Here is a 26,820-nt window from a genome sequence, read left to right as displayed (position 1 = left end):
GAGGTCCGCGCTCCCAGCCTACTTCTCCTTCCCCGCCGTCGCGTCCCACAGCGGCGCGGCCATGGTCTCGCTGAAGTTCTTGAACATCAGGTTGAACGAGAGGCTGATGCGCTCGCTCTCGCCGTCGTTGGCCGGCACGGTGTGCTTCAGCCAGGCCGGGAAGATCAGCAGGCGGCCTTCCTTGCTCTGGGCGTTGGCGCCGTTGGCGGTGAGTCGCGTGTACTGCCGCGGCCTCGGCATGATCATCGAGGCCTGGCCGCGCGGGTCCTGGAAGATGATCTGCGAGCCGACGCTGGGTACGGCGACGTAGTAGACGCCGCTCAGGTAGTTGTTGGGATGATGGTGCATCGGGTGATAGGCGCCGGGCGGATTGATGTTGGCCCAGCAGCCGGTGATGAGCATCGGGTACTGGTCGACCTGCAGGAAGCGGGCGACGCCGCGCGACGCGGTCTCGATCAGCTTCACGAACTCGGCGAAGGCGGGCTTGGTGTGCAGGTCCTGCGGCGTCTGCCAGTTGCTGCCGGCGGGGATCTTGGGCCGAGGCGTCAGCATGCGCTCGATCTCGGCCTTGAGCTTGGCGTTGAGGCTGGCCGCCGCCGCAGGCTGGAGGTCCACGATCCAGAGCGGCGTGGGAAAGATTTCCTGAACTTCCTGCTTTTCGATCATGGCTGCCATCATATCCGGCGATTGCCGGAAAGTCCGTTCGGTGGTCCAATCGGCCCAAGCAAGAAAGGGATCAATCCTCAGGAGGAACCGTGGCCATCACCGTCCAGCCGATCACTGCCGACTTCGCCGCCGAAGTGGGCGATGTCGAACTCGGCAAGCCGCTTGCCGCCGATGACCTGGCGGCGATCCGCGCCGCCTTCACCAGGTATGCCGTGCTGGTCTTCCCCGACCAGGAGTTCTCCGACGACAGCCAGCTCGACTTCGCGCGCCACTTCGGGCCGCTCGAGACTACCGTCTTCAAGGCGCGCAAGGACCACAAGCTGCGCTTGCACGAGAACCTGGCCGATGTCGGCAACCTCGATGCCGAGAACCGCATCCTCGAGACCAACGACCGCCAGCGCCTCTACAATCTCGGCAACCGGCTGTGGCACACCGATTCCTCGTTCAAGCGCCTGCCGGCCTATTGCTCGATGCTGCACGCCCGCTCGATCCCGCCGATCGGCGGCCACACCGAGTTCGCCGACATGCGCGCGGCCTACGACGCCCTGCCCGAGAAGACCAGGCAACGCATCGACGGCCTCGTTGCCTATCACTCGATCATGACCTCGCGCGCCAAGCTGGGCTTCGCCGACTTTGACGAGACCGAGCGCGAGGCCTTCAAGCCGGTGCCGCAGGTCCTGGTGCGTCGCCTGCAGGATTCAGGCCGCATGAGCCTCTATCTCGCCAGCCACGCCGGCGCGATACGCGGCATGGCCGACGACCAGGGCCGTCAGCTGATCGACGAGCTGACCGCGCACGCCACGCAGCGCCAGTTCGTCTATTCGCATCGCTGGCGCGTGAAGGACCTGGTTATCTGGGACGATCGCTGCACCATGCATCGCGGCATGGACTTCGACGACCAGCGCTACGCCCGCGACATGCGCCGCGCCACCGTCTCGGACGTGGCGCCGACCTGCGAGCAGATGGGCCTGGCCGTCGCCGCCGAATGACGCCGGCGGCGTTCGCCAGGATCGCGCTGTCGCTCGACGGCGCGGTCGAAGGAGCGCATGGCGGTCACGCCGACTTCCGCGCCGGTGGCAAGGTGTTCGCCTCCGTGGGCTATCCGGGCAAGGAGTGGGGCATGGCGAAGCTCACGCCCGAGCAGCAGCAGATGTTGGTGGCGGCGGAGCCCGCGATGTTCGTTCCGGTCAAGGGTGCATGGGGCCTGCGCGGCGCCACGTCGGTGCGCTTGGCCGAAGTCGACGCCCGCACCTTGCGCAGCGCGCTCACCATGGCCTGGCAGAACGTGACCGTGCCCAAGCCGAAGAGAGCTAGACGCGCCGCTGCATGATAGTGCGCCGCCACGGCGGATGGCCGTGGCTGTTCTCGATCATGAACTGCAGGCGAAACGCCTGGGGCCACTCGCCACGAGGCACCGACGCAAAGCCGCGCCGCGCGTAGAAGGGCACGTTCCACGGCACGCCGAGATAGGTCGAGAGGTAGAGGGTGTCGTGCCCCAGCTCGCGCGCCCGCTCCGCCGTGCGATCGATCAGCGCCGCACCCAAGCCACGTCCCTGCCAGCGATCGAGCACCGAGAGCTGGTCGAGCCAGGCAGTGCCGCCGGGGAATTTCATCAGGGCGAAGCCGACGACGCGGTTCAACGGCGAAACGGCCACCCACAGCCTGCCGTCGCGGCGGCCTTGCTCCAGCGAGGCGACGCCGGCCGGCGGCATGGTCAACACTTGCCGCAAGCCGAGACGGACATAGCGTTCATCGGCAGCGTTCTCGATCAGCGGCAACAGCGCGATCTCTTGGTGACGGGCGGCGCGAATCATCGCGTGATTGATTACCTATCGAGGCGACGCTGTCGCAAGTCCGGCGATCGCCTCTGACGGTGTAAGTCCGAAGGACATGTGAAACGTCCGGCTAAGATGGGCTGTGTCGGCAAAGCCTGCATCCATGGCCGCCGTCCTGACGAGTTCGCCCGACGCGATTCTCCGGTCATGGGCATTGCGCCGACCAACCGCCGGGTTCAGACGACATTCTGGGCCTTGCACCGCTTCGACGAGGACGGCCGGATCGTCGAAACCTGGAACCTGATCGACAGCCTTGCGATCATGCAGCAGTTGGGACTTGTCCCTTCCGGCAGATAGCGTTTTCGATCTGCGGCAAAGGCGCGCTTTCGTTGGGACGGGCAGCGCGAATCATCGCGGGATTGGCTACGCTGGGGCCAATCTGAAGGGAAGCGCCATGACCATCGACATCGAACCATTGAAGAAGCAGCTTGGCCGCAAGATCGAGGACGAGGACGTCGTCACCCAGGCGCCGATCAAGGCGATGATCGCGACCTTCGACCGGCCGGACAAGGTGCCGGCCGAGGGCGAGCCGATCGCGCCGGGCTGGCATCTCCTCTACCTGCATTCCTATGCGCGACCGGCGCAGCTCGGGAAGGACGGCGCGGCGTTCACGGGCGGCGTGCTGCCCGAGATCCCGATGCCGCGGCGCATGTATGCCGGCTCGACCTTCACCTTCGACGGCGACATCCGGGTGGGCGACAAGCTCCGCCGCGAGATCGAGTTTTCAGACATCCAACTGCGCCAGGGCAGCACCGGCACCCTGATCGTCACCACCCAGACGCGCCGCATCTTCACGCCGCGCGGCCTGGCGCTGACCGAAGCCGCCAACACGGTGTTCCGCGAGGAAGTGAAGTCGGGCGACAGGGCCGGCGTGCCGGTCCGTGACGCCGCCCCCAGCGACGTGCCCTGGCGGCGCACCATCACACCCAGCTCGGTGATGCTGTTCCGCTATTCGGCGATCACTTTCAACCCGCACCGCATCCACTACGACAAGCCCTACTGCATGGAGGTCGAGGGCTATCCCGGCTTGGTCGTGCACGGGCCGTTCGCCCAGCAGTGCCTGTTCGACCTGTTGCGCGATTCCACGCCTGGTCGCCGCATCAAGACCTTCACCGTGCGGGCCCGCGCGCCGCTGTTCGACAACGCGCCGTTCAACGTGGTCGGCCGGCCGACCGCCGACGGCAAGGGCGCCGAGCTGTGGACTGTGACGCCCAAGGGCACTATCGCGGCGCAGGCGACGGCGACGCTGCAGTAGCACCGCGCGCGCAGGCGAAGGCGGCGGCGAACGCGACGACCGCCAGCAGCGCGAGCAGCAGGCCCATTACGGGCGGCAGTGGCAGCGTGAGGTCGCGCGTGGCAAAGCCCACGGTCGCCATGATGTTGTCCAGGAGGACCGCCGCTAGAACGCTGCGGGTGACGGCGAACAGCGTCGAGACGCCGATCCACACGACGGTGACCGTCGCCGCGTTGGCAAGCGTGTTCCAGGGCGCGGGATAGGTGAAGTGGAAGAGCCCGAAGAGCAGGCTCGAGACGGCGACGAGCAGCAATCCGAAGCGCCAGTCGTGACGTCCGCCGAGCAGGGCACGCAGCGCCAGGCCGGTCGCGCCGAGGAACAGCATGACCTCGGCCGTGCTGGCGACCAGGAGCTGGGCGAAGAGCGTCGCGATGCGCTCCATGCCGCCGGGCTGGGCGACGATGGGACCAAGCGGCTTGACCCCCAGTGCACAGCCGATCGCCAGGGCGGCAAGCACCGCGAGCGCATCGCGCCAGCCGAGCGCAACGCCGAGCGGGCGGGCCGCCGACGGCTCGCGGCGCACGGTGCCGCCAAGCGCGAGCGCCGGCAGGACGACGCCGATGCCGATAAAGAAGACGACCGGATAGAGGCCCGGAATGTTGTGGAGGGCGTTGGCGGCGAAGGCCAGGGCGAGGATCGCCGGGCCGCAAAGACGCAGCGGAATGGTCATGGCTGCAATCCTTCGATATGTTATCTTAACAACGTATAAATTATACGTCGTATAAGTTAAGAGTCAACATGCCTCGTCAAGCCGATCCCACCCTGCCTGGCCGTATCGTCGAGGCCGCTTATGCCCTGTGGCGCAAGGACGGCGACGGCGCCGTCACCCTGCGCGACGTGGCGCGGCGCGCGGGGACGACGACGCCCAGCGTCTACGCCCATTTCGCCGACCGCGCGGCGATCCTGCGGGCCGTGCGCATGCTGGCGCACGACCGCTTCGTGGCGGCGCTGGCGAAGTCCAAAAGCGTGATCGATGCCTGCGGGCGCATGCTGGCCTTCGCCGACGAGCATCCGCGCGACTACGAGCTGCTGTTCGGCTACGGCTTCCGCGATCGCGTCGAGCCCACGGTGCAGGCGGCGCAATTCGCGATCTTCGAGGGCTACATCCGGCAAGCCGGCGTGGCCGAACCCGACGTGCGGCCGACGGCGTTCGCAATCCGCAATCTGGTGCATGGTGCCGCGATGTTCCGGTTGGCGCAGGATGAACCCGGCCCGTGGTGGCCGGAATCGCGCGCAGCCTGCCTCGATGCCTGCGCCCTGTTGCTCGAACGCCGCTCTACGCGGCGTCCCGCGTCGCGCGGTCGACGGCAGCCAGGCGGCTCCTGACCCCGCCATTGAGCTCGGGGTGGGTGAGGATCAGGAAGTCGTCCTTCTCGATGCCCGCGAGGATGCGGCTCGCCAGGTCGCCGGGCGCCATCGCGTTTCCCAATGCCTGCACGAAGCCGGCGTGGATGCGCGCCAGCACATCGGGCGGCGTCCTCGACGCTGCCGCCAAGGCTGGCGGCCGATTGCGCTCCGACTCGGCAATTCGCGATTGGACGTGGCCGGGACAGACCACCGACACGCGGATGCGCGATCCGACCATGGCCAGCTCGGCCGCCAGGCTTTCGGAGAGGCCGACGACGGCGTGCTTGGAGGCGACGTAGGGGCCGAGAAATGGCGGCGCCGTCAGGCCGGCGAGGGACGCCAGGTTCACCACGTGGCCAGCGGCCTGCCGCAGCATCGACGGCAGGAACGAGCGCACGCCATTGGCGATGCCGAACACGTTGACGCCGAAGGTCCACGCCCAGTCGCCCGGCTGGCTGTCCCACAGGGGACCGAGCCTGCCGCCCACGCCGGCATTGTTGACCAGCAGGTCGACTTGCCCGAACCGCGCCAGGACGGCTTGCGCCAGCCCGTCGACGGCAGCCGCATCGGCGACGTCACACGTCTCGGCGTGAACGGTGAAGCCGCGCGCGGCGAGCGACGCTCGCACGGTTTCGAGCGCCGTTGCTTCGACATCGGCCAGGACGACTGTGAGGCCGCGCAGGCACAGGGCTTCGGCCAGCGCAAACCCGATGCCGCTGGCCGCGCCGGTGACGACGGCACGCTGTCCGCTTTCCAGTTTCATGTGACGTCTCCGGGAAGCGCCGCGGTGAAGCGGCCGAGCAGGCTCGCCAGCGTGGCGATCTCCTTGTCGGTCCAGCGGTCGCGGAAGATGCCGGCGGCGCTGCGCTCGAGCGTGGCCCGCGCCTCGGCGACGCGCTGGCGGCCGGCCTTGGTCAGAACGACGTAGCCCACCCGGGCATCACGCGGATCGGCCTCGCGCTTCACGAAGCCGAGCTTCTCGAGCGGCAGGGCAAGCCGCGTCACGGTCGACTGGCTGACGTTCAGGCGGGCGGCGAGGTCGACGCGGCGCAGGCGGCTGGCCGGCGCCTGGTCGAGCTGCACCAGGAACATGAACTCGCGCAGCGCCAGGCCGTGGACCGCGCCCAGGCCGGGATCGATCCGCGATTCGACAAAGGACTGCGCGCGCAGGAGCCGCAGGATGGCGGCAAGGGAGGTATCGGACATCGCCAGGATATAGTGCGATTTACTTCCGAGTGCAAGCATACCAGAAGTATTAGTCGTTGGCCGCCCCAAAGCGCAGCGGCCGGAAGAAGGCGCGGACGTCGTCGACCAGCAGCTCGGGCTCCTCCAGCGCCGCAAAATGCCCGCCCTTGGGCATCATGGTGTGGCGCCGCAGGTTGAAGCCGCGCTCGATGAATTCCTTGGGCGGCGGCGGAGCGAGGTCGGCAGGGAAGGCGGCGAAGCCGGTCGGCGTCTCGACCCGCTGGCCTTCCGACAGGCCGCGATTCTTCTGCTGGGTCACGCCGCGATAGAGCCAGGTCGCCGTGCCCGCGGTGCCGGTCAGCCAGTAGACCATGATGTTGTCGAGCAGCAGGTCCATCGAGAAGCGCTTCAATGGATCGCCATCGCAGTCGCTCCAGGCGCAAAACTTCTCGACGATCCAGGCGGCAAGGCCGACGGGCGAATCGGTGAGCGCCACGCCGAGGGTCTGCGGCCGCGTCGCCTGGATGCGCTGGTAGGCGGTCTTTTCGTCGCGCTCGCCCTGGACCTTGGCGAGCCAGGCCTTCTCGTCCGCGCTGAGCTCGGCCTTGGCGACGTCGATGCCGGGCCGGAGCCCCATCATGTTGAGATGGAGGCCAACCACGCCCGACTTCCAGTCGTCCTTCTCGTCCTTCACGGGATGGTCGAAGGCTGCCCACGACGACACGACGGCGCCCCAGTCGCCGCCCTGCACGCCGTAGGGCCGGCGGTAGTTCAGCTTCTCGTGCACCAGCGTGTGCCACAGGCCGGCGATGGTGCGCGGACCGATCGGGCCCGTACTGCCGTCCTCGCGGACCGGCGGGCCGGAAAAGCCGTAGCCGGGCAGGGAGGGCACGATGACGTCGAAGGCGTCGAGCGGATCGCCGCCGTGGTTCTCCGGATGAGCGAGCGCGTCGATGATGTGCAGGAACTCGACGATCGAGCCAGGCCAGCCATGGGTGACGACCAATGGCATCGGCCGCGGCGCGCCTTCGACCTCGGTGCCGGGCTCGCGGATGAAATGCAGGCGCTGCGGGCCGATATCGACGAGGTAGTTGGGCCAGCGGTTGATCGCCTCCTGGCAGCGATTCCAGTCGTAGCCGTGACGCCAGTGGTCGACCAGATCGGCGAGGAAGTCGGGGTCAGTGCCGGACGCCCACGAGCCGTTGTCGGCGATGGCGACGGGCGCGCGCCAGCGGCGCAGGCGCTCGTCGAGATCGATCAGTGCCCGCTCGGGGATATCGACTTTGAAGGGCTCGGGTGTCTCATAACGCGTGTCGCTCATGGCTCATGATAACGGACCGCGGGCCTGGAGGCCCACTCATACGGGAGCGCGGACCTCCGGTCCGCCTCATGATCATGAGCGGACCGGAGGTCCGCGCTCCCAAGATGAGTCACCCTTCCAGCAAATCCGCCTTCAGCCGTTCGCGTGCCTTGGCGTCGAGGCCGAGCGCCTTCTCGGCGAAGGTTTCGGGGCCGCCGAAATCCTTTCGCACGATGTCGAAGGCCGCCTCGAGGTAGGGCGTTCGCGCCTCGACGATGGCGGCGCGGGTGTCGATGTCGAGCTCGGGATAGCGGCCGATATGGCCGGTCCACAGCTCGTTGGTGCGTAGGTAATCGTCCATCACCGTGTCCCACGGCACGCCCAGGAGCGTCAGCAGCAGGGCCGAGGCGAAGCCGGTACGGTCCTTGCCGGCGGTGCAATGGAACACCAGCGGCCGGTGCGTGCCGTCGCTCAGCGTGGCGAACAGGGTGCGGAAACCCGGTGCGCAGCGCCGTGGATAGTCGCGATAGTGATCCGTCAGATATTGCATCATGAGATGCGGCGTCGCCGTGCCGTCGGCCACGGCGACGCGGATCTTGTCGCCGAGCTGCGGCTCGATATGGGCGCCGACGACGCGGCAGTCGACGCCGTCGATCAGGTGCGGCGTCTCGGCCGCTTCGCTGACGCCGCGCAGATCGACGATGGTGCGCACGCCGAGGCCGACGAGCGCGACGCGGTCCTCGTCGGTCAGGGTGCCGAGATGGGCCGAGCGGAAGACCGCGCGGCGGCGCACTGTGCGGCCGTCCGCGGTGCGATAGCCGCCGAGATCGCGGAAATTGGAGCCGCCTTTCAGCGGCACGACATGGGGAAGGGTGTCATCGAGCATGCCAAGGACTTATCACGGCCGGCATGCTCAGATCATGTCGTTCTGGCGTCAGAATTTTTGCGACAGCGTCACGAAAAACGCCCGCCGCATGCCGAACTGGGGCGCCCCCACGCCGACGCCGGTCCCGGTCCTGAGCTGATACTGGCCATCCGTGACGTTGATGGCGTCGAAGCGCACATTGGTGCCCTTGCTGCCGCTGATCGGCAGCCGCTGCGTCACCGACAGGTTGAGCGTGGCATAGGGTGGCAGCGCGGTGTCGTTCGGCGTCACGAGCGTCTGGCGCAGGCCGTTGCCGTAGAGCATGTCGGCCGAAACCCGCGTTGCGTAGTCGCTATCCATATTGAAGACGTAGGCAGCGCCGGCCGAGCCCGTCCAGCTCTGGTTATGGTCGGCGAAGATCCAGTTGTTGGCGATGAAGTCGAGCTCCGCCTGCTCAAAGTTGAACTGGGAGGAGATGATGTTGATCGAGTTGACCTGCGACCAGGCAAGGTTGGCGTAGAGCGACCACGGTCCCTTGTCGTAGTTGGCGAAGAGCTCGAAGCCGCGCACCTGGGCGTTCGAGTAGTTGAAGGCGGTCTGGAAGATCGGCGCACCGAACTGGCCCTTGTCGATGTAGTTCTCCGCCCACTTGTAGAAGCCGCTGAAGCCGACGGTCAGGCCGTCGACCGGCTTCACCGTCAGGCCGACGTCGATGTAGTCGGAGCGTTCGGCGCGAGCCGCATCGTTGGTCAAGACCTCGGGGGCGGCAACCGTGCCGGCGCGCGCGGCGAGCGAGGAGACGGAGACCTGGTTCAACGGGACAGGAACGAAGTAGCGGGAGTATCCGGCACGCAGGCTGATTTCCGGCGTGGGCTCCCAGACGACGTTGATGCGCGGGCTGAACTGGTACTCGTTGCGGGGGCTGGTGATGGCATCGAAGCGCAAACCGCCATTCACGGTCAGCGTCGGCAGCACCTTCCATTCATCCTGCAGGTAGACGCTGTAGGTCCAGCCGGTGAGATCGGCGCTGTCGGTGAGGCCGACCGTCGTGTCGCCCGGAATGAAGGGCGCGTCCGGATCGGACGGATCGGGAACCAGCGGAAGGGTGTTGACCTGCGCAAAGCTCGTGACGCGCTCGCGCTGGACGAGGAAGCCGCTGCGCAGCGTATGCTTGGGGGCGACCTTCCAGCTCGTATCGCCTTGCACGCCGGCGGCGAAGCTGGTGCGCTGCGCCCAGGGCGCGATGCCGTTGTACAGGAGGTCGCCGATGGCGTCGGGCTGGTAGTTGAGCTGAGAATAGCGGGCGAAGCCCGAGAGCTGCATGTTGAAGTCCTGGTAGGTCTTCTGCAGCGAGGCGATGCCGAAGTAGGTGCTCTCCCACTGGCGCTGGTCGAGGATCGAGCTGTCCCAGGTCGAGTTGCCGAACACCGTGAAGTTGGGAACCTGGTTGATGTTGTTGGGAATCTGGTAGCTCGCGTTGACGCCGCCGCCGATGAAGCTGAGCCGCGTGTTCTCGTCGATGATGCCCGTGACCTTGCCGAGCGCATACCACTGGGAGGTCTGGTCGTGGATCGGCGTCCACGCCGAGAACGGGTTCTCGATGCCGATGTTGTTGCTGAGGTACTGGCCGGCGGCGTAGTAGTCGATGTTGCCGCTGCGGCCGCCATACTCTCCCGACGGCTGCACCCAGTTGTAGGAACCGCCCATGAACGAGAGGTCGGCGCCAGGATTGGTCGTGCCCGACTTGACGCCGATGTCGACGACGCCGGCGGTGCGCAGGCCGTACTGGGCCGGCAGGGCGCCGGTGAGCAGCGAGAGGGAATTGGCGAAGCGGGGCGACAGGACCTGGCTGAACAGGGAGAGTCCCTCCGGCAGCTGAACGCCGTCGAGCCGGTACTGCAGGCTGCCGTGGTCGCCGCGCACATGGATCTGGCCGAAGCCGTCCTGCACCACGCCCGGCGCGCGCAGCAGCACCTGGTTCAACGGTGCGTCCTGGCCCTGCGGCGTGTTCTGGATGGCGGTACGGCTGAAGTCGTACTTGGTGGCGCCGAGGCTCGGCAGGATGGCGCTGCGCTCCTCGTCCATCTTGGTCGCCGTGACGGTAATGCCGGGCAGCGACTGCGTCGGCGTTGGCGTCGGCTCCGGTGCCGGCTCCGTCTGGGCCGAGGCCGAGGCCATGCCGACGAACAGGCCGCAGACCGACGACCACCCAAATACGCGCCGCATCGTTCGTCTCCCCGTTCGATGGCTTCGACAGAGATCGTTATATTATAACATCATAAAAGATCAACCTCTCACACCAAGATTGGATGGCGGCTGCACTTTCGTATGGATGTCGTGCGGACAGCCCCTGCCGCACCGTGCCGTCAGGCAAGGAACACACGGGGCTAGCCATGTCCGACCGCAAGCGCATCCATCCTTACAATCAACCGGCCGGCGGCTGGGGCGCCCTGAAGGCGCTCGGCGAGCACCTTGTCGAGCAGGGCATCCCGGTGAGAGGTGCGCGCACGCTGCTGCGCATGAACCAGCCTCTGGGTTTCGATTGTCCGGGCTGCGCCTGGCCGGATCCCAAGCACACCTCGTCCTTCGAGTTCTGCGAGAACGGCGGCAAGGCCGTCGCCTGGGAATCGACGGCCGAGCGCTGCACGCCGGAGTTCTTCGAGGCGCACACGGTGTCCGAGCTCGCAGGATGGAGCGACTACGAACTCGAGATGGCCGGGCGGCTCACCCATCCGATGGCCTACGATCCGGCGAGCGATCGCTATCTGCCGGTCGGCTGGGACGAAGCGTTCGCCACCATCGGCCGGCACCTCAGCGCATTGCCGGACCCCAACATGGCCGAGTTCTATACTTCAGGGCGCACGTCCAACGAGGCAGCCTTCCTCTACCAGCTGTTCGTGCGCGAGTACGGCACCAACAACTTCCCCGACTGTTCCAACATGTGCCACGAGGCGACAAGCGTCGGCCTGCCGCAGTCACTCGGCGTCGGCAAGGGGACGGTGCTGCTCGAGGACTTCGACACGGCCGACTGCATCCTGATCTTCGGCCAGAACCCCGGCACGAACAGCCCGCGCATGATGACCAGCCTGCGCAACGCCTCGCGGCGCGGCGCCACCATCCTGTCGTTCAATCCGTTCCGCGAGCGTGCGCTCGAGCGCTTCCAGGCGCCGCAGAGTCCGTTCGAGATGACGACCTTGACGTCGACGCCGATCAGCCGGTGTCTCTACCAGGTCCGCGTCGGCGGCGATGTCGCCGTGGTCAAGGGGATGATGAAGTTCCTGGTGGCACAGGACGCGCTTTCCCCCGTGCTCGACTGGGAGTTCATCCGCAAGCACACGATGGGCATCGCGGCGCTGGTTGCCGACCTGAAAGCGACAGACTGGGCAGACATCGAACGCCAATCGGGCATGCGTCGAGACGAGATCGAGCAGGCCGCCGCAGTCTACATGAAGGCGCCGCGCGCTATCGTCGTCTATGGCATGGGTATCACCCAGCATCGCCACGGGGCGGCGGCGGTGCAGCAGCTCGCCAACCTCTGCCTGCTCAAGGGCAATATCGGCCGGGAAGGTGCCGGCCTCTGTCCGGTGCGCGGCCATTCCAATGTCCAGGGCGATCGCACGGTTGGCATCACCGAAGTGCCGACCGCGGAGTTCCTCGACCGGCTGCAGGCGCGCTTCGGCTTCAAGCCACCGTCAGCCCACGGCCATAACGTCGTCACGGCCCTCGAAGCGATGACGAGAGGCGAGGTGCGCGTCTTCGTCGGCATGGGCGGCAACATCGTCGCAGCCATGCCCGACTGGCAGGTGACCCGCGACGCCTTTCGCCGGCTCGACCTCACGGTCCATGTCTCGACCAAGCTCAATCGCAGCCACCTGGTGCACGGCCGGCAGGCGCTGATCCTGCCGTGCCTCGGCCGCACCGAGCTCGACGTGCAGGCAACGGGCCCGCAATCGATCACTGTCGAGGACTCCATGTCGATGGTGCACGCCTCGCTCGGCCTCAACACGCCGGCCTCCCCGCATCTCAAGAGCGAGCCCGCGATCGTCGCCGGCATGGCGCGTGCCGCCCTGGGCAGCCGCACGGTGGTCGACTGGGAGGCGCTGGTCGCCGATTACGATCGCATTCGCAGCGCCATCGAGGACGTGTTTCCGATCTTCGGGAACTACAACGCCCGAATCCGCGTCCCGGGGGGCTTCCATCTGACCTCGTCGGCACGCGAGCGTGTCTGGAACACGCCGACAGGCAAGGCGAACTTCCTTGTCTTCCCCGGATTGGGCGAAGACCCGGACCAGCACGATCCGGACGTGTTGTGGCTGACCAGCGTGCGCAGCCACGACCAGTACAACACGACGCTCTATTCCCTGTCCGACCGCTATCGTGGCGTCTGGGGCCAGCGCGACGTCGTGTTTCTGAGTGCGGAGGAGATCGAGAAGCGCGGATTCCGGCCCGGCGACCGGGTCGATCTCGTCGCTGTGTCGGATGATGGCATCGATCGTCGCGTGTGCGGCTACCAGCTTGTGGCCTACTCCTTCCCGGCAGGGAGCTGTGCTGCCTATTATCCCGAGACCAATCCGCTGGTGCCGCTGCAGGCCCACGACCCGATGAGCTTCACGCCCTCCTACAAGGGCATCGCCGTCCGGATCGTCCGCGCCGCCCTCGACAAGGCAGCCTGACGGACGAGGGATCACTGCCCGAGATCAAGCTGCCACACCAAGAGGGGGCGTCTGCTGGACCTTGGTATGGCTGACGTCCAGATCGTCGTGCCGCCATCTTGGTCTCACGCACGAGGAGAGCCCGATGACCGCAACATTTCTGAACAATGTGCTCGACGCTCATGGCGGCCTCAGCCGGTGGAAGTCATTCGATCGCGTCGATGCCACCATCGTCACCGGCGGTGCGCTGTGGGCCATGAAAGGCCTGGTGCAGGATCCGAACCCGCGCCGGATGACCGTCTGGTTGCGTGAGGAGCGCTCTTCGGTGACGCGGTTCGGCGATCCCGACTGGCATACCGAGTTCGTCCCCGATCGGATCGCCATTGTACGCAGCAACGACAGCGTCGTTGCCGAACGCCGCGATCCGCGCGCGGCATTTGCCGGCCACGTCATGACGACGCCCTGGGATCCGCTGCATCGCGCCTACTTCAACGGTTATGCGCTGTGGACCTACCTGACGACTCCGTTCCTGCTCGCCGCGCCGGGAGTCGAGGTGGTGGAGATGGAGCCGTGGCAGGAGGGTCAGGAAACATGGCGCGTGTTGCGGGCCCAGTTCCCCAAGTGGATTGCGACCCACAGCCAGGTCCAGATCTTCTACTTCGGCGAAGACCTGCTGCTGCGGCGACACGACTACAACGTCGACGTTGCCGGCGGCTTCAGCGCCATCCAACTCGTGTCAGACCACATCGAGGCCGACGGCATCCGGCTGCCGAGCAAGCGCCGGATCTACCGAGCCGGCGCGAACAGGCGTCCGCTACTCGATACGCTGATGGTGTCGATCGACATCAGCGACGTGCATTTCAGCCGACCGGCGGCTCCCGGTCGTAGAAATCGACCTGCATTCGCATCCGACCCATCGGTTCCACGCGATGCGCCTGTTCGGGAAGCACGAGGCCTGGCTGCTCTGGCGTCAGGACTTGCGCTTCTCCGCCATCACCACGCTCCAGCCTGAGCCTGCCTTCGAGCACGCGGATCACGCCCCGCACGCCGGCCTTCGTCCGGTGCTTGCGGCCGAGCTGGCGAAGACCGCGGCCTGATCATCCACCCGTTCGCGGAGTCCGGAGTCAGACGCTGATCTTGTTCAGTTCCTTGCCGGCATGCTCAGGCACGCAGAGCCAGACACCGAGCGCCATCAGCAACATGAACGCCGGGATGCAGAGGAAGGCGAGCTTGAAGGAACCGGTTGCCTGCTGAAGGGCGACCGTCGCGAAGGGCCACAACACAAAACCAACGAAGTACGCGACAGCCCATACCACTCCATTGGCGACGCCGCGTATTCGAGTGGGAAAAATCTCCGCCGTGAGCACGGTGCTGGGTCCCCAGAAACCCAGGAAGCCGAAGCTCCACGCCAGGCCGAAGATCCAGAGCAGCAGGCGGTCCTGGGTGAAGATCCAGGCGGTGAGGAACACGGCGCCCTCGAGCAGCAGGGCGATGAAAGCAATACGACGGCCGACACGATCGGCGAGCCAGCCGGCCAACCACAGGCCGAAGAAGCCGACGATGCCCCAGAGGACATAGAAGGTGCTGTATTCCGCCGTCGACCACCCCTTCTCAGTCGACAGATAAAGCGGCATCCAGGCACCCACCGTACCGAAGATGCAGGTGCTGCAGCAGGCGACGAACAACGCCACGAAGGTTGACGGCAGCGTATCGGGCATGAAAACCTGGCGAATCCCGACCCGGTCGGCCTTGAGGAACCAGGCGCGATCCTCCTCGTTCACCGGCTCGCCGCCGCGCAACGCCGCGCGCACCCGCGCCTTGCGGTCCTGGGTCCGCACCCAATAGGGGGATTCCGGGCAAGTGGCTCGCACGTAGATCGCGAGAAGGGCGATAACGCCGGGCACCATGACCGCCATCCGCCAGCCCCAAGTCGCGGCGACGATGCCCGTGATCGCGCCGGCCAGCGAGGCGCCGAAGCACCACGCAGCGCGATTGATGCTGATGACTCGCCCGCGCAGACGCGCCGGCCAGGTTTCCGCGACCAGCATCGAGCCCAGCGACCATTCTCCATTGAGGGCGAAGCCGACCATCGATCGTGCGATAACGAACACCGTGAAGGTTGGCGACAGGGCCACGACGGGCATCAACAAGGAGAACAGGGCGATATTGATCGCCAGCAGACTGCGCCGTCCGAAGCGGTCGGAAAGCCATGGCCAGAAATAGAGCCCGGCGATGCCGACAAAAAGAGATATCTGCAGGCCGGTCCGGTACTCTGGAACGCTGAGCGCGAATTCCTTGATGATCAGCGGCGAAACCAGCGCAAAGATCACGCCGTCCATGCCGTCGAAGCCCCAGCCGAGGCCGTTGGCGGTGGCGATGTGCCAGTGCGTTCTTGTGATGCGGCTGTCGTCGGCAACGGCGCGATAGTTCGCGTGCCGCATGTGTTTTTGTTCGAGCGGGCCGACGCCTGCTGGATGATACGAAGTCCCGTCCGGCAGCCCGCCTGCCTTATCGGCCGTGGTCGTGCTCATGGGTCGCTTCCTCCGACGTCGCGGGCTCGATGCGGCCTGCTTACGCTCGTCTCTTCAGCGTCGATCAAAGGTCGGAGACATGGCAAGTCTCCGGCTCGGTCCTGGCCCAATATTTACTTGTGGTTTTTCGCACAGCGACGACGACGCTACACATGCCCTCTACGCGCAGGTCGGCATGAACTGCCCGGCATCGATGTCCGAGACGATCAGGGTAGGGGACTCAAACCCGCCCGTGGCAGTGCTTGAACTTCTTGCCTGAGCCGCAGGGGCAGGGCGCGTTACGCGCGACCTTGCCCCAGGTCGCGGGATCGTTGGGATCCTTGGCGGCACGGGCGACCGCTCGCGGCCGATGCAGCGTGGCGACGCCGCCGCCGTCGGGATCGGCCGGATCGAAGTTGGGATCATCGCTCATCTGGCTCGCCAGCGCCGGATCCTCGTGCACCTCGTGCATGTTGGTCGGCATTTCCGGCATCGGCGGCGCTTCCATGCGCAGCTGCAGCGTCGCCAACAGGCCCACCACCTGCTCGCGCAGGCCGGTCAGGAGGTCGCTGAAGAGATTGAAGGCCTCGCGCTTGTATTCGTTCAGCGGGTCCTTCTGGCCGTAGGCGCGCAGCCCGATGCCCTGGCGCAGATGGTCGAGGTGCAGCAGGTGCTCCTTCCAGCTCTGGTCGAAGAGCTGCATCAGCACGCTCTTCTCGACCTGGCGCCACACGTCGGTGCCGTACTGAGCCGCGCGCTGGGCGAACAGGCGATCGACCTGGTCGTTCAGCCGGGTCTTGATCTCCTCCTCGGCGATGCCCTCTTCCTTGGCCCATTCCTCGATCGGCAGGTCGAGCCCGAAGATGCGCTGCACTTCCTCCTTGAGCTCGCCGATCTTCCATTGTTCGGCATAGACGCCCTCGGGAATGGTCCGCTTGACCAGCGTGTCGACCACGTCGCGGCGCATGCCGGCGATGGTGTCGGAGACGTCCTCGGTCGCCATCAGCTCGATGCGCTCGGCGTAGATCTCCTTGCGCTGGCTGTTCATGACGTCGTCGAAGCGCAGCAGGTTCTTGCGGATCTCGAAGTTGCGCGCCTCGACCTTGCCCTGCGCCGTCTCCAGCGCCTTGTTGAGCCAGCGATGGGTCAGCGCTTCGTCGTCGGCCATGCCCTTCTTCTGGACCCAGTCGAGCACCTTGTTGTTGCCGAAGATGCGCATCAGGTCGTCTTCCAGCGACAGGAAGAACTTGGAGGCGCCGGGGTCGCCCTGGCGGCCCGAGCGGCCGCGCAGCTGGTTGTCGATGCGCCGGCTCTCATGGCGCTCGGTGCCGACGACGTAGAGGCCGCCGGCCTTGAGCACGATCTCGCGATTGCGCAGGACCTCGGCTTTGATCTCCGCCGCCACGCGCGCGAGCTCGGCCTTTTGCTCGGCTTCGTCGGCAAACTTGGCGCGGATCGCCGGTTCGCTCTGGCGGACCAGCATATCGACGTTGCCGCCGAGCTGGATGTCGGTGCCGCGGCCGGCCATGTTGGTGGCGATGGTGACCGAGCCCGGGCGGCCGGCCTGGGCGACGATCTCGGCTTCCTGGTCGTGGAAGCGTGCGTTCAGCACGTTGTGCGGGATCTTGGCTTTCTTGAGCTCCTCCGACAGCGCCTCCGACTTTTCGATCGACACCGTGCCGACCAGCATGGGCTGCTGTCGCGTGCGGCAATCCTCGATCAGCTTGACGATGGCGCGGGTCTTGTCGGCGAGCGTGCGGTAGATCTCGTCGTCGGCGTCCTTGCGCGCCACGGGCACGTTGGTCGGGATCTCGACGACCTCGAGCCGGTAGATCTCGCCGAACTCCGACGCCTCCGTCATCGCCGTGCCGGTCATGCCGGAGAGCTTGGGGTACATACGGAACAGGTTCTGGAAGGTGATCGAGGCCAGCGTCTGGTTCTCGCGCTGGATCTCGACCTGCTCCTTGGCCTCGAGCGCCTGGTGCAGGCCTTCCGAATAGCGGCGACCGGCCATCATGCGGCCGGTGAACTCGTCGATGATGACGACCTGGCCGTCCTTCACGATATAGTCGGTGTCGCGGGAGAACAGCTTGTGGGCCCTGAGTGCCTGGGTCACGTGATGCAGCAGCGTCACCTGGTTGGGCGCATAGAGGCTGATGCCCTCGGGCAGGAGCCCGTCGCCGCGCAGGATGTCCTCGACCTGCTCGACGCCCGGGTCGGTCAGCACCACCGTGCGGTTCTTCTCGTCCTTCTCGTAGGCGTCGGGCTTGAGCCTCGGGATCACCGTATCGGCGCGGCGATAGAGCTCGGAGGAGTCTTCCGCGGGGCCCGAGATGATGAGCGGCGTGCGCGCCTCGTCGATCAGGATCGAATCGACCTCGTCGACGATGGCATAGTTGAAGGGCCGCTGAACCATGGCGTCCAGGCGGAACTTCATGTTGTCGCGCAGGTAGTCGAAGCCGAGCTCGTTGTTGGTGCCGTAGGTGACGTCGCAGGCATAGGCCGCCTTGCGCTGCTCGTCGTCGAGCTCGTGCACGATGACGCCGACGGTCAGGCCGAGGAAGGTGTAGATCTGGCCCATCCACTCGGAGTCGCGCTTGGCGAGGTAGTCGTTCACCGTGACGACATGCACGCCCTTGCCCTCGAGGGCGTTGAGATAGACCGGCAAGGTGGCGACCAGCGTCTTGCCTTCGCCGGTCTTCATCTCGGAGATCTTGCCTGAGTGCAGGACCATGCCGCCCTTGAGCTGCACGTCGAAGTGGCGCTGGCCGAGCGTCCGCTTGGCAGCTTCGCGCACCACGGCGAAGGCTTCGACCAGCAGGTCGTCCAGGGTCTCGCCCTTGGCCAGGCGCTCGCGGAATTCGACCGTCTTGGCGCGCAGTTGCTCGTCGCTGAGCTTGATGAGCTCGGGCTCGAGTGCATTGATCTTCGCCACCGGCTTGTCGAAGCCTTTGACGATGCGATCGTTGGCGGTGCCGAACAGGCTACGGGCCAGCGCACCCAGCATGAAAACCTCGATATTTTAATGACTTAGGCGGGCACGCGGCCCGCCGTCCCAGGCAGAGATAGAGAGCGGCTTCCCCAGTGTCAACGCAGTGACCGGCTCATTCACCTCCCCCGTCATACGGGGAGGCCGGGAGGGGGAGAGCCTCATACGAGATTCGGGCAGGACAAAGATCATGATCTCAAATGATCGGAGAGCACTACTGGTGCCTTCCCCCTCCCGGCCTCCCCCGTATGACGGGGCAGGTGAATGAACATGAGCGCCGCATCGTCGACACCCTGCTCACGAAAAAGTGCCGCAATCCACCGTCAACTACGACGCCGCCGGGGGGGGAAAGCTTGCAGGTTCGAAGCGGGCCTGTGTAAACGGATGCACATCAAGTTTCGGAGTCTGTCATGAGCCATCGCCAGCGCCCTCTGCGCCTGTTCGTCCTGTGTTGCGCAGCGGTTGCCATCGCGGCTCCCGTGTCGGCTCAGCAGCCCGCCGCTCCGCAGGCCCAACCCCAAGCCCAACCCAAGCCGCCCGCTGCTGCCCCTGCGGCTCCGGCCAAGCCGCCGGCGCAGGCCGCGCAGCCGGCCCAGCCGCTCAAGGATCCCGTGGTCGCCACGGTCAACGGCCAGCCGATCCGGCTGTCGGAGCTGGAGGTCGCCCAGCAGTCGCTGCCGCAACAATATCGCAACATGCCGTTGCAGGCGGTGTTCCCCGCACTGCTCGACCGCATCATCGACAGCAAGCTGGTCGTCCAGGAAGGCAAGAAGAACAAGGTCACCGACGATCCGGCCTTCAAGAAGCGCATGGCCTTCGTCGAGGACCAGGTGCTGCAGGATTTCTGGATCCAGCGCGAGATCGCCCGCCAGGTCACGGCCGAGAAGCTGCAGAAGCGCTACGAGGAGCGGCTGAAGCAGATGCCGGCCGAGGAGGAGGTCCACGCCCGCCATATCCTGGTGTCGACCGAGGATGAGGCCAAGGCGCTGATCGCCGAGATCAAGAAGGGGGCGGCCTTCGACAAGCTCGCCAAGGAGAAGTCGACCGACAAGGCCTCCGGCGCCGAGGGCGGTGATCTCGGCTGGTTCAAGAAATCGGACATGGTGAAGGAATTCGCCGACGCCGCCTTCAACCTGAAGAAGGACGAGATGACCGAGACGCCGGTCAAGACCCAGTTCGGCTACCACATCATCAAGGTCGAGGATCGCCGCAAGGCGCCGCCGCCGGCCTTCGAGGAGATGGCCGACCAGCTGCGCGAGGAGATGGCCCGAGAGGCGATCACCGCCCAGCTCGATCAGCTGCGCTCGGGCTCCAAGATCGAGAAGTTCGCCATGGACGGCAGCAAGCCTGAGCCCGCTCCGGCGGCCAAGCCCGCTGCGCCGGCCGCTCCCGCTCCTGCTCCCGCTGCCAAGCCGCCGGCGGCCGCTCCGGCGACCCCCGCGCCTAAGCAGTAAGTAGAACTCACTTTTTTCTGCGTTTCTGGTGTAGGCTCCGCCCTTCGGAGTGGCCGGGGACCCCCGGCCGTCCGCATGGGGAGTCCAATGGCCGTCAAGCACGCCGTATCGCCGCTCGCGCCGAAAACGACGCCGACATTGCCGCGCATTGCGGGGGTGAAGCTCGCCGCGGCGCAGTCGGGCGTGCGCTACAAGGATCGCGACGACGTCATGCTGGCCGTGGTGCCGGCTGGCGCCACCATCGCGGGCGTGCTGACGCGCTCGAAGTGCTCGTCAGCGCCGGTCGACTGGTGCCGCAAGAATCTGGCCCGCGGCAAGGTGCGCGCCATCGTCGTCAATGCCGGCAACGCCAACGCCTTCACGGGCAAGCTGGGCGACAAGGCGGTCGAGGAGAGCACCCGGGCGATCGCCCAGGCGCTGGGCTGCCCGCGTAACGAAGTCTTCATGGCTTCGACCGGGGTGATCGGCCAGCCGCTCGACTGGGAGAAGATCGCGGCCGTGGTGCCGGCGATGATCAAGTCGGCGCGCGAGGACTCTTGGTCCGCCGCCGCCGGCGCGATCATGACGACGGACACTTTTCCCAAGCTCGCCACCCGCCAGGCCAAGATCGGCGAGCGCACCGTCACCATCAACGGCTTCCTCAAGGGCTCGGGCATGATCGCCCCCGACATGGCGACCATGCTGGCCTTCGTCTTCACCGACGCCAAGGTGCCGGGCGCCGTGCTGCAGAAGCTGGTGGCCGATGCCGCCGACAAGTCGTTGAACTGCGTCACCGTGGACGGCGACACCTCGACCAGCGACACGCTTCTTATGGTCGCCACCGGCGCCGCCCGCCACGCGCCGATCGAGGAGGCCGACGATCCCGTCCTGGTCGACTTCAAGCGCGCGCTCGACGAGGTGCTGATCGACCTGGCGCAGCTCTTGGCGCGCGACGGCGAGGGCGCCACCAAGTTCGTCACCATCAATGTCGGTGGCGCGTCCTCCAACGGCGCGGCGCGCAAGATCGGGCTGTCGGTCGCCAACTCGCCCCTGGTCAAGACGGCGATCGCCGGCGAGGACGCCAACTGGGGCCGCATCGTCATGGCGGTCGGCAAGTCGGGCGAGCGGGCCGACCGCGACAAGCTCAAGATCTCGATCGGCGGCGTGAAGATCACCGACGGTGGCCAGGTCGTGCCCAACTACGACGAGACGCCGGTCGCCAAGCACATCAAGGGCACCGACATCGTGATCGACATCGATCTCGGCATCGGCCGTGGCCGCGCCACGGTCTGGACCTGCGATCTGACGCACGGCTACATCGACATCAACGGCAGCTACCGTTCTTGAGCCCCCGCTCTTGAGCTCATCATTCGACGAAGAGTGCCCGGGCGGCCCGCCGCCGCTCGGCGACCGGCCGCTGGTGCTGGTCGCCGCGGTGGCGCTGGTCGACGTCGACGGCCGCGTGCTGATCGCCCAGCGGCCCGCCGGCAAGTCGATGGCGGGGCTGTGGGAGTTCCCGGGCGGCAAGGTCGATCCCGGCGAGACGCCGGAACAGGCACTGGTGCGCGAATTGCGCGAGGAGCTCGGCATCGAGACGGCGACGAGCTGCCTGGCGCCGATCGCCTTCGCCAGCCACGGTTACGAGAAGTTCCATCTGCTGATGCCGGTCTTCGCCTGCCGCAAATGGAACGGCATACCGCAGCCGCATGAAGGCCAGGTCCTGAAGTGGGTCGCGCCGGTCGAGCTTGCCCGCTATCCGATGCCGCCGGCCGACCTGCCGTTGATCGGCCTGCTGCGCGACCTTCTATGAGTCGGAGACGGCCGGCAGCCCGACGCCTTCGCGCCAGGCGAGCAGGCGGCGGAAGATGACGGCCTGCACCGTCGCAGTGATCGCCATCACGCCGTAGGCCATCAGGATCGCCACCGTCCAGCTCACCACGGCCGCCGCGTCGTCGGCCCGCAGCACGCCGCGCATGATGCCGTGGGTCAGCAGCATGGCCACGGCGGTGACGAAGGCGCCGCCGAAATAGACAACGAACAAGGCGCCGATGATCGGCCAGGCATTGCCCCGGCTGTGCACCCAGGAAAAGCGCGGCGAGAAGGGGACGTCGACGGCGGTGGCGGCGAGGCCCCAGCTCACGCGCAGCGCCAGCAGCAGCGACACGATGAAGCCGAAGGCGAGCGGACCGGCCAGGGCGTAGCGCCGGGCCACGTCCGGGTCGATGGCGGCGCCGGCCTGCAGCGCGCGCGGATCCATCGGCCCGATGGTGAGCATGAAGATGGCCATCAGCAGGAAGGTCATGCCGGCCACCTTGAGCAGGTGCCCGAGCCAGGCCGTCTCGCGCGGCGACCAGCCGGTCCCCGGCAGCCGCTCGATGCGATGCGGCCCCAGCAGTACAAGCCGCTGCCAGGCCACCACGAACATCGTCGTCGGCACGACATCGATGGCCTTCTCGATCAACGCGCCGAGCGGGGAGTCGATGGCCAGCAACCCGCCGATCACCCGAATGGCGATGGAGATGATCCAGGGAATGGTGACGAGGTCGAAGAACAGCCGGATGTTGGCGAAGAAGTGGCCAAAGCTCTCCGACAGCACTTCACTGAAAGACAGTCGCACGATCTAGCCTCGTCCCGCTTTTTCGCCGGCGCTCTGCTCGGCTGTCCCCAGTGCATCGGCCAGCCGCCGCGCCGCGCTGCCCGGGCGAAGCGGCTTGGGCTGGGACTCATGCGGCGCCCAGCCATGCAGGAACAGCACCTCGAAGCTCGCCGCGACGCGGCCGGATGGCAGCGCGAAGCGCTCGCCGTAGATCTCCGCGGCGCGCAAGAGCGTGGCCCGCCGCGCCAGGCCGCGGCGGCGCTCGACCACCAGGTTGCTCTCGCCCATGGCGCCGAGATCGCGCATCAGGCTGAGCGCATTGTCGTACTCGACCTCGATGGTCTCGCTGTCGGCCACCGGCAGGGCGAAGCCCGCTCGCTGCAGAAGGCCCGCCGCGTCGCGCAGGTCGGCAAACGGCGAGACGCGCGGGCTCAAGCCCCCCTCGATCTCACTTTCGGCCGCGGTCAGGGCCTGGCGGAGCTGCCACAGCGTGGCGCCGCCCAGCATGGCGCCCAGCAGCAGGCCGTCGGGCTGCAGGATGCGCTGGATCTGCACCAGCGTGCCGGGCAGGTCGTTGACCCAGTGCAGGTCCATGGCGCTCACGACTAGGTCGAAGCTGTTGGGTGCGAAGGGCAGGAACTCCTCGTCGGCCACGACGGCGGGGCCGCGCGCCAGGCGGGCGAAGCCGTGGCCGAGATCGGCGCGCACCAGCCAGCCGACGGTCTTGCGGTCGGCCAACGCGGTGGCGAACTCGTCACCGTGCGAGCCGAGATCGAGGGCGGAGGCAAATGTGCGGCGTACATCGTCGAGGCGCTCCACCAACCGGCTCGCGATCTCACGCTTGAGGAAGGCGCGCGGACGCCAGTCGCGGGCGGCGCGCTCGCGCCGTCGGCGCAGCGTGGCGCGGTCGAAAACCAGCATGGGGTCGAGGCCCGTCACATTGCGTATGTAAGGCCAAAGCGGCGCGGCCGGTAGGGCCCCGCCATCCTGTGGGCGCATTTGGCCCGCCCAATGAGGCGATGTTGCCCACCAGCCTGGGGCGTTTTTGCCTGCATGCCGGCCGTACGATGCTCGATGCCGTGCTGCCGCCGCTCTGCCTCAGCTGCAGCGAGATCGTCGAAACGCCGGGCGGCCTGTGCGCGGCCTGCTGGGCGGGCTTCGCCTTCATTGCGCCGCCCTACTGCGCCCGCTGCGCCTATCCCTTCGTCCACCAGGTCGACGCGGCCGCGTTGTGCGGCGCCTGTGCGGCGCGGCCGCCGCGCTACCGGCGGGCGCGCGCCGCGCTGGTCTACGACGACAAGAGCCGCAAGCTGGTGCTGCCGTTCAAGCACGGCGACCGCACCGACATTGCCCGCGCCTGCGGCGCCTGGATGGCGCGCGCCGGCGCCGAGTTGCTCGCCGATGCCGATCTCGTGGCGCCCGTGCCGCTCCATTGGCGGCGGCTGTTCACGCGGCGCTACAACCAGGCCCAGCTCCTGGCGCGCATCGCCGTCGCCGCTGCGCCATCGACGCGGGCGCGGCTGGTGCCCGACCTGATGCGGCGGCGGCGCTGGACCGGCTCGCAATCCGGGCTGGCCGCCAAGCAACGCCATGACAACGTCCGGCAGGCCTTCGACCTCAATCCGCGCTGGGCCGCTCAGGTTTCAGGAAAATCCGTTCTCCTGATCGACGATGTTTTGACAACAGGTGCCACATTGGAGGCCTGCGCACGCGTTTTGCAGCGCGGCGGCGCGCGGCACGTTGACGTGCTGACGCTGGCGCGGGTCGTCCGCCCGGCGGTATAGTCCGGCAAAGAGGTTTGCATGGCCAAGATCGAGATCTACACCACGCCGTTCTGCGGCTACTGCGCGCGGGCCAAGGGCCTGCTCGACAGGAAGGGCGCCGCCTACGAGGAAATGGACGTGATGATGGACGAGAAGAAGCGGGCCGAGATGCGCGAGCGCGCCAAGCGCACGACGGTGCCGCAGATCTTCATCAACGGCGAGCATATCGGCGGCTCCGACGAGCTCGCCGCCCTCGAGCAGGCGGGCAAGCTCGACCCCTTGCTGGCCCAGCCGGGCTGAGGAGCGAGCGATGAGCAGCGCATTCAAGGCCGGCCTGATCCAGACCAACGTCAGCAACGAGATGGCCGAGAACGTGGCCTTCGTGCGCGAGCAGGCGCGGGCAGCGCGCGACGCCGGCGCCGACTTCATCATGACGCCGGAGAACACCGGCCTGATCGGCGCCAACCGCGCCGAGACGCTGGCCAAGGCGGAGACCGAGGAGAGCCACGCCATGCTGGCGGCGGCGCGCGCCAGCGCACGCGAGACCGGTGCCTGGTTCCTGCTGGGCTCGATCCATGTTCGCGTGCCGGGCGAGGAGCAGATCCGCAACCGCTCCTACCTGATCGATTCGGCCGGCGGCGTCGTGGCGAGCTACGACAAGATCCACATGTTCGACGTCCAGCTGGCCGGCGGCGAGAGCTATCGCGAATCGTCGACCTTCAAGCCGGGCGAGAGGTCGGTGCTGGCCGAGACGCCATGGGGCGTTTTAGGCATGACGATCTGCTACGACCTGCGATTTCCCTATCTCTATCGCGACCTGGCGCATGCCGGCGCCACGATGCTTTCGATCCCCTCGTCGTTCACGGTGCCGACCGGCCAAGCGCACTGGCATACGCTGATGCGGGCGCGGGCGATCGAGACCGGCTGCTTCGTGTTCGCGCCGGCCCAGGTCGGCACGCACAAGGGATCCAACCGCAAGACCTACGGCCATTCGATCGCCGTCGCCCCGTGGGGCGAGGTTCTGGCCGATGCCGGTGGTGAGAAGGCGGGCTTCGTCATCGCCGACGTCGATCCCGCCAAGATCGCCGAGGCACGCAAGATGGTGCCGTCGCTGACGCACGATCGGAAATACGCCGAGCCGGTGCTGCACAAGCCCACCGTTGCGAAGGCCGCCGAGTAATCTTGCCGGACCGCGGGCTTCCAGGCCCGCTCATGCTCATACTCTTCCAGACTGCACGCTGGGTCGCGGTTTACCGCGACCTTCCCGCGCGCTCATGATTCATGAGCGGGCCTGGAGGCCCGCGGTCCGGCAAGACGTGCAGCGATGCGTTGGACCATCGCCATCTTCGGCTCGCTGATCATCCGCGCCTCGTAGGCGACGACGGAAAACCGCCCTCGCACGATCTCGAGCAGCTCGCCGTCCTTCAGCAGGAACTCCGGATTGCTCGGACGGCCGAAGCGCTCGTTGCCTTCCATGAAGGTCTCGTAGAGCAGCACGCCACCCGGCATGAGCGCGCCGAGCAGCGCGGCAAACAGCGGGCGATGCAGGTAGTTGGTGACGACCACCGCGCCGAAGCTGCGGCCGGGCAGCGGCCAGGGCGAGCCGTCCTCGAGGTCGGCCTGCACGATCTCGACGTTCGGCTCGGCGGCGAGCGCACTGACGTCGCGATCGACCGCCGTGACCTTGTGGCCGCGCTGGGCGAAGAAACGGCTGTGCCGGCCGCCGCCTGCAGCGACGTCCAGGACCGTGGCATCGGCGGCGATCAGGCCCGCCCATTGAGCGACCCAGGGTGACGGTACGCCTCTTGCGTCAGCCACAATCAGACCCCATCATCTCTGGCACTCCCCCAATGGGAGTGCCAACGCGGAATTCCTTGTAATTTCATGATCCTATACCGACTGCGCTGCTCCAAGGGCCACGAATTCGAAAGCTGGTTCAAGGACAGCAGGACCTACGAACGCCAGGAGAAGAAGTCCCTGATCGGCTGTGCCGTGTGCGGCGACGGCAAGGTCGAGCGCGCGCCCATGGCGCCGCGGCTGGGCAAGGGCAGCAAGAAGGTCGAGGTCGAGAAGCCAGTGGCCGAGGCGTCTGCCGCGCCCGCCGCACCGTCGCCGGATCAGCAGCAGCAGATGGCGGCGCTGGCGCGGCACATGCCCAAGGAACTGCGCGAGGCGCTGCTCAAGGTGCGCGCCGAGGTCGAGAAGAACTGCGAGCATGTCGGCGACAAGTTCGCCGACGAAGCGCGCAAGATCCATTACGGCGAGAGCGACAAGCGCGGCATCTACGGCGAGACCAGCGAGGAAGAGGCCGAGGCGCTGGCCGAAGAGGGCATCGAGTTCGGCCGCCTGCCGTGGATTCCGCGGGGCAACTAGTAGCTCTGCACA

The 26,820-nt window shown here is 66.9% G+C and carries 28 protein-coding genes; 13 read left to right on the top strand and 15 right to left on the bottom strand.

The features are described 5' to 3' along the window. Nucleotides 1-18 precede the first annotated feature (18 nt). A complete protein-coding gene (locus RSO01_RS37300; protein ID WP_170303655.1) occupies nt 19-666 on the bottom strand; it encodes a TIGR02466 family protein in 648 nt (215 codons plus the stop codon). An 89-nt stretch (nt 667-755) separates the two neighbouring features. Between RSO01_RS37300 and RSO01_RS37295 the strand changes: the two genes are divergently transcribed. Together RSO01_RS37295 and RSO01_RS37290 are read left to right on the top strand one after the other, a co-directional pair. Further along, entirely contained in the window at nt 756-1,655 is a 900-nt protein-coding gene (locus RSO01_RS37295; RefSeq protein WP_147155685.1) for a TauD/TfdA dioxygenase family protein, read from the top strand. Then, nucleotides 1,652-1,996 (top strand): MmcQ/YjbR family DNA-binding protein, encoded by a 345-nt coding sequence (locus RSO01_RS37290; RefSeq protein ID WP_147155684.1) that lies wholly within the window; start codon nt 1,652-1,654, stop codon nt 1,994-1,996. The genes RSO01_RS37295 and RSO01_RS37290 overlap by 4 nt, the downstream gene beginning before the upstream one ends. Here RSO01_RS37290 and RSO01_RS37285 read toward each other — a convergent pair. After that, nucleotides 1,977-2,480, bottom strand: a complete 504-nt coding sequence (locus tag RSO01_RS37285; protein ID WP_147155683.1) for a GNAT family N-acetyltransferase — start codon at nt 2,478-2,480, stop codon at nt 1,977-1,979. The two genes, RSO01_RS37290 and RSO01_RS37285, sit on opposite strands and share 20 nt — an antisense overlap. A gap of 168 nt (nt 2,481-2,648) precedes the next feature. Here RSO01_RS37285 and RSO01_RS37275 point away from each other — a divergent pair, with 168 nt between their 5' ends. Further along, entirely contained in the window at nt 2,649-2,798 is a 150-nt protein-coding gene (locus tag RSO01_RS37275; protein ID WP_170303654.1) for an ester cyclase, read from the top strand. 97 nt (nt 2,799-2,895) lie between these two features. Then, complete coding sequence (locus RSO01_RS37270) at nt 2,896-3,756, top strand: HTD2 family dehydratase (RefSeq protein ID WP_147155681.1); 861 nt, start codon at nt 2,896-2,898, stop codon at nt 3,754-3,756. Here RSO01_RS37270 and RSO01_RS37265 read toward each other — a convergent pair. Continuing rightward, nucleotides 3,722-4,465, bottom strand: a complete 744-nt coding sequence (locus RSO01_RS37265) for a hypothetical protein (RefSeq protein WP_147155680.1) — start codon at nt 4,463-4,465, stop codon at nt 3,722-3,724. The genes RSO01_RS37270 and RSO01_RS37265 overlap by 35 nt on opposite strands. A gap of 68 nt (nt 4,466-4,533) precedes the next feature. On the opposite strand from RSO01_RS37265, the gene RSO01_RS37260 reads away from it, so the two are divergent. After that, nucleotides 4,534-5,121, top strand: coding sequence for a TetR/AcrR family transcriptional regulator (locus RSO01_RS37260; protein WP_147155679.1), 588 nt, complete (start codon nt 4,534-4,536; stop codon nt 5,119-5,121). Here the strand turns inward: RSO01_RS37260 and RSO01_RS37255 are convergent. The 5 genes from RSO01_RS37255 to RSO01_RS37235 form a co-directional block, all read right to left on the bottom strand. Beyond that, complete coding sequence (locus RSO01_RS37255; protein WP_147155678.1) at nt 5,072-5,905, bottom strand: SDR family NAD(P)-dependent oxidoreductase; 834 nt, start codon at nt 5,903-5,905, stop codon at nt 5,072-5,074. The genes RSO01_RS37260 and RSO01_RS37255 overlap by 50 nt on opposite strands. Then, entirely contained in the window at nt 5,902-6,348 is a 447-nt protein-coding gene (locus RSO01_RS37250) for a MarR family winged helix-turn-helix transcriptional regulator (protein ID WP_147155677.1), read from the bottom strand. The genes RSO01_RS37255 and RSO01_RS37250 overlap by 4 nt, the downstream gene beginning before the upstream one ends. Before the next feature lie 49 nt (nt 6,349-6,397). Next, entirely contained in the window at nt 6,398-7,648 is a 1,251-nt protein-coding gene (locus RSO01_RS37245) for an epoxide hydrolase family protein (protein WP_147155676.1), read from the bottom strand. 109 nt (nt 7,649-7,757) lie between these two features. Continuing rightward, the gene (locus RSO01_RS37240; RefSeq protein ID WP_147155675.1) at nt 7,758-8,513 is read right to left on the bottom strand and encodes a tyrosine-protein phosphatase; all 756 of its coding nucleotides are present in this window, start codon (nt 8,511-8,513) and stop codon (nt 7,758-7,760) included. 48 nt (nt 8,514-8,561) lie between these two features. Further along, nucleotides 8,562-10,718: a TonB-dependent receptor gene (locus RSO01_RS37235; protein ID WP_147155674.1), complete on the bottom strand. Its 2,157-nt coding sequence runs from the start codon at nt 10,716-10,718 to the stop codon at nt 8,562-8,564. 167 nt (nt 10,719-10,885) lie between these two features. Between RSO01_RS37235 and RSO01_RS37230 the strand changes: the two genes are divergently transcribed. Continuing rightward, on the top strand, nt 10,886-13,165 hold the full coding sequence (locus tag RSO01_RS37230) for an FdhF/YdeP family oxidoreductase (RefSeq protein WP_147155673.1): 2,280 nt from the start codon (nt 10,886-10,888) through the stop codon (nt 13,163-13,165). Between the two features lie 184 nt (nt 13,166-13,349). Here RSO01_RS37230 and RSO01_RS49170 read toward each other — a convergent pair whose 3' ends face one another. The 4 genes from RSO01_RS49170 to secA form a co-directional block, all read right to left on the bottom strand. Next, nucleotides 13,350-13,832: a hypothetical protein gene (locus RSO01_RS49170; RefSeq protein ID WP_246159074.1), complete on the bottom strand. Its 483-nt coding sequence runs from the start codon at nt 13,830-13,832 to the stop codon at nt 13,350-13,352. Between the two features lie 172 nt (nt 13,833-14,004). Further along, nucleotides 14,005-14,172, bottom strand: a complete 168-nt coding sequence (locus RSO01_RS37220) for a TehB-like domain-containing protein (RefSeq protein ID WP_246159076.1) — start codon at nt 14,170-14,172, stop codon at nt 14,005-14,007. Nucleotides 14,173-14,268: 96 nt separating this feature from the next. Then, the gene (locus tag RSO01_RS37215; protein ID WP_147155671.1) at nt 14,269-15,675 is read right to left on the bottom strand and encodes an MFS transporter; all 1,407 of its coding nucleotides are present in this window, start codon (nt 15,673-15,675) and stop codon (nt 14,269-14,271) included. A gap of 220 nt (nt 15,676-15,895) precedes the next feature. After that, nucleotides 15,896-18,661, bottom strand: a complete 2,766-nt coding sequence (gene secA, locus RSO01_RS37210) for a preprotein translocase subunit SecA (RefSeq protein WP_147155670.1) — start codon at nt 18,659-18,661, stop codon at nt 15,896-15,898. A 392-nt stretch (nt 18,662-19,053) separates the two neighbouring features. Here secA and RSO01_RS37205 point away from each other — a divergent pair, with 392 nt between their 5' ends. The 3 genes from RSO01_RS37205 (at nt 19,054) to mutT (ending at nt 21,886) form a co-directional block, all read left to right on the top strand. Then, nucleotides 19,054-20,097 (top strand): peptidylprolyl isomerase, encoded by a 1,044-nt coding sequence (locus tag RSO01_RS37205; RefSeq protein ID WP_147155669.1) that lies wholly within the window; start codon nt 19,054-19,056, stop codon nt 20,095-20,097. An 87-nt stretch (nt 20,098-20,184) separates the two neighbouring features. Next, nucleotides 20,185-21,423: a bifunctional glutamate N-acetyltransferase/amino-acid acetyltransferase ArgJ gene (gene argJ / locus RSO01_RS37200; RefSeq protein WP_147155668.1), complete on the top strand. Its 1,239-nt coding sequence runs from the start codon at nt 20,185-20,187 to the stop codon at nt 21,421-21,423. 10 nt (nt 21,424-21,433) lie between these two features. Next, complete coding sequence (gene mutT, locus RSO01_RS37195; protein WP_170303653.1) at nt 21,434-21,886, top strand: 8-oxo-dGTP diphosphatase MutT; 453 nt, start codon at nt 21,434-21,436, stop codon at nt 21,884-21,886. Here the strand turns inward: mutT and RSO01_RS37190 are convergent. Further along, nucleotides 21,881-22,693 (bottom strand): hypothetical protein, encoded by an 813-nt coding sequence (locus RSO01_RS37190; protein ID WP_147155667.1) that lies wholly within the window; start codon nt 22,691-22,693, stop codon nt 21,881-21,883. The genes mutT and RSO01_RS37190 overlap by 6 nt on opposite strands. 3 nt (nt 22,694-22,696) lie before the next feature. Further along, the gene (locus tag RSO01_RS37185; protein WP_246159073.1) at nt 22,697-23,611 is read right to left on the bottom strand and encodes a methyltransferase domain-containing protein; all 915 of its coding nucleotides are present in this window, start codon (nt 23,609-23,611) and stop codon (nt 22,697-22,699) included. 80 nt (nt 23,612-23,691) lie between these two features. On the opposite strand from RSO01_RS37185, the gene RSO01_RS37180 reads away from it, so the two are divergent. Genes RSO01_RS37180 through RSO01_RS37170 form a run of 3 tightly spaced genes read left to right on the top strand, consistent with a single transcriptional unit; the run spans nt 23,692 to nt 25,615 of the window. Beyond that, a complete protein-coding gene (locus tag RSO01_RS37180) occupies nt 23,692-24,456 on the top strand; it encodes a ComF family protein (protein ID WP_147155665.1) in 765 nt (254 codons plus the stop codon). 18 nt (nt 24,457-24,474) lie between these two features. Beyond that, nucleotides 24,475-24,735, top strand: a complete 261-nt coding sequence (gene grxC, locus RSO01_RS37175; protein WP_147155664.1) for a glutaredoxin 3 — start codon at nt 24,475-24,477, stop codon at nt 24,733-24,735. Between the two features lie 10 nt (nt 24,736-24,745). After that, complete coding sequence (locus RSO01_RS37170; RefSeq protein ID WP_147155663.1) at nt 24,746-25,615, top strand: carbon-nitrogen hydrolase family protein; 870 nt, start codon at nt 24,746-24,748, stop codon at nt 25,613-25,615. 92 nt (nt 25,616-25,707) lie between these two features. Here the strand turns inward: RSO01_RS37170 and RSO01_RS37165 are convergent, their stop codons facing one another. After that, on the bottom strand, nt 25,708-26,253 hold the full coding sequence (locus RSO01_RS37165) for a class I SAM-dependent methyltransferase (RefSeq protein ID WP_218037579.1): 546 nt from the start codon (nt 26,251-26,253) through the stop codon (nt 25,708-25,710). A gap of 66 nt (nt 26,254-26,319) precedes the next feature. Here RSO01_RS37165 and RSO01_RS37160 point away from each other — a divergent pair, with 66 nt between their 5' ends. Further along, nucleotides 26,320-26,808 carry a DUF1178 family protein gene (locus RSO01_RS37160; protein WP_147155661.1) on the top strand — a complete coding sequence of 163 codons (489 nt, stop codon included), beginning with the start codon at nt 26,320-26,322 and terminating at the stop codon, nt 26,806-26,808. Nucleotides 26,809-26,820 lie beyond the last annotated feature (12 nt).

It is taken from the genome of Reyranella soli (assembly GCF_007992495.1).
GTDB classification, from domain to species: Bacteria; Pseudomonadota; Alphaproteobacteria; order Reyranellales; family Reyranellaceae; genus Reyranella; species Reyranella soli.
This window is presented reverse-complemented; position numbering and strand designations above follow the sequence as displayed.

Bases quoted from the DNA above. Each gene is read 5' to 3' on its own strand.
- RSO01_RS37245 (WP_147155676.1), bottom strand. From the start codon at position 7,648: ATGAGCGACACGCGTTATGAGACACCCGAGCCCTTCAAAGTCGATATC.
- RSO01_RS37285 (WP_147155683.1), bottom strand. From the start codon at position 2,480: ATGATTCGCGCCGCCCGTCACCAAGAGATCGCGCTGTTGCCGCTGATC.
- argJ (WP_147155668.1), top strand. From the start codon at position 20,185: ATGGCCGTCAAGCACGCCGTATCGCCGCTCGCGCCGAAAACGACGCCG.
- RSO01_RS37230 (WP_147155673.1), top strand. From the start codon at position 10,886: ATGTCCGACCGCAAGCGCATCCATCCTTACAATCAACCGGCCGGCGGC.
- RSO01_RS37250 (WP_147155677.1), bottom strand. From the start codon at position 6,348: ATGTCCGATACCTCCCTTGCCGCCATCCTGCGGCTCCTGCGCGCGCAG.
- RSO01_RS37215 (WP_147155671.1), bottom strand. From the start codon at position 15,675: ATGAGCACGACCACGGCCGATAAGGCAGGCGGGCTGCCGGACGGGACT.
- RSO01_RS37235 (WP_147155674.1), bottom strand. From the start codon at position 10,718: ATGCGGCGCGTATTTGGGTGGTCGTCGGTCTGCGGCCTGTTCGTCGGC.
- RSO01_RS37300 (WP_170303655.1), bottom strand. From the start codon at position 666: ATGATCGAAAAGCAGGAAGTTCAGGAAATCTTTCCCACGCCGCTCTGG.
- RSO01_RS37270 (WP_147155681.1), top strand. From the start codon at position 2,896: ATGACCATCGACATCGAACCATTGAAGAAGCAGCTTGGCCGCAAGATC.
- RSO01_RS37260 (WP_147155679.1), top strand. From the start codon at position 4,534: ATGCCTCGTCAAGCCGATCCCACCCTGCCTGGCCGTATCGTCGAGGCC.
- secA (WP_147155670.1), bottom strand. From the start codon at position 18,661: ATGCTGGGTGCGCTGGCCCGTAGCCTGTTCGGCACCGCCAACGATCGC.
- RSO01_RS37275 (WP_170303654.1), top strand. From the start codon at position 2,649: ATGGGCATTGCGCCGACCAACCGCCGGGTTCAGACGACATTCTGGGCC.
- RSO01_RS37240 (WP_147155675.1), bottom strand. From the start codon at position 8,513: ATGCTCGATGACACCCTTCCCCATGTCGTGCCGCTGAAAGGCGGCTCC.
- RSO01_RS37160 (WP_147155661.1), top strand. From the start codon at position 26,320: ATGATCCTATACCGACTGCGCTGCTCCAAGGGCCACGAATTCGAAAGC.
- RSO01_RS37180 (WP_147155665.1), top strand. From the start codon at position 23,692: ATGTTGCCCACCAGCCTGGGGCGTTTTTGCCTGCATGCCGGCCGTACG.
- RSO01_RS37255 (WP_147155678.1), bottom strand. From the start codon at position 5,905: ATGAAACTGGAAAGCGGACAGCGTGCCGTCGTCACCGGCGCGGCCAGC.
- RSO01_RS37265 (WP_147155680.1), bottom strand. From the start codon at position 4,465: ATGACCATTCCGCTGCGTCTTTGCGGCCCGGCGATCCTCGCCCTGGCC.
- grxC (WP_147155664.1), top strand. From the start codon at position 24,475: ATGGCCAAGATCGAGATCTACACCACGCCGTTCTGCGGCTACTGCGCG.
- RSO01_RS37170 (WP_147155663.1), top strand. From the start codon at position 24,746: ATGAGCAGCGCATTCAAGGCCGGCCTGATCCAGACCAACGTCAGCAAC.
- RSO01_RS37290 (WP_147155684.1), top strand. From the start codon at position 1,652: ATGACGCCGGCGGCGTTCGCCAGGATCGCGCTGTCGCTCGACGGCGCG.
- RSO01_RS37205 (WP_147155669.1), top strand. From the start codon at position 19,054: ATGAGCCATCGCCAGCGCCCTCTGCGCCTGTTCGTCCTGTGTTGCGCA.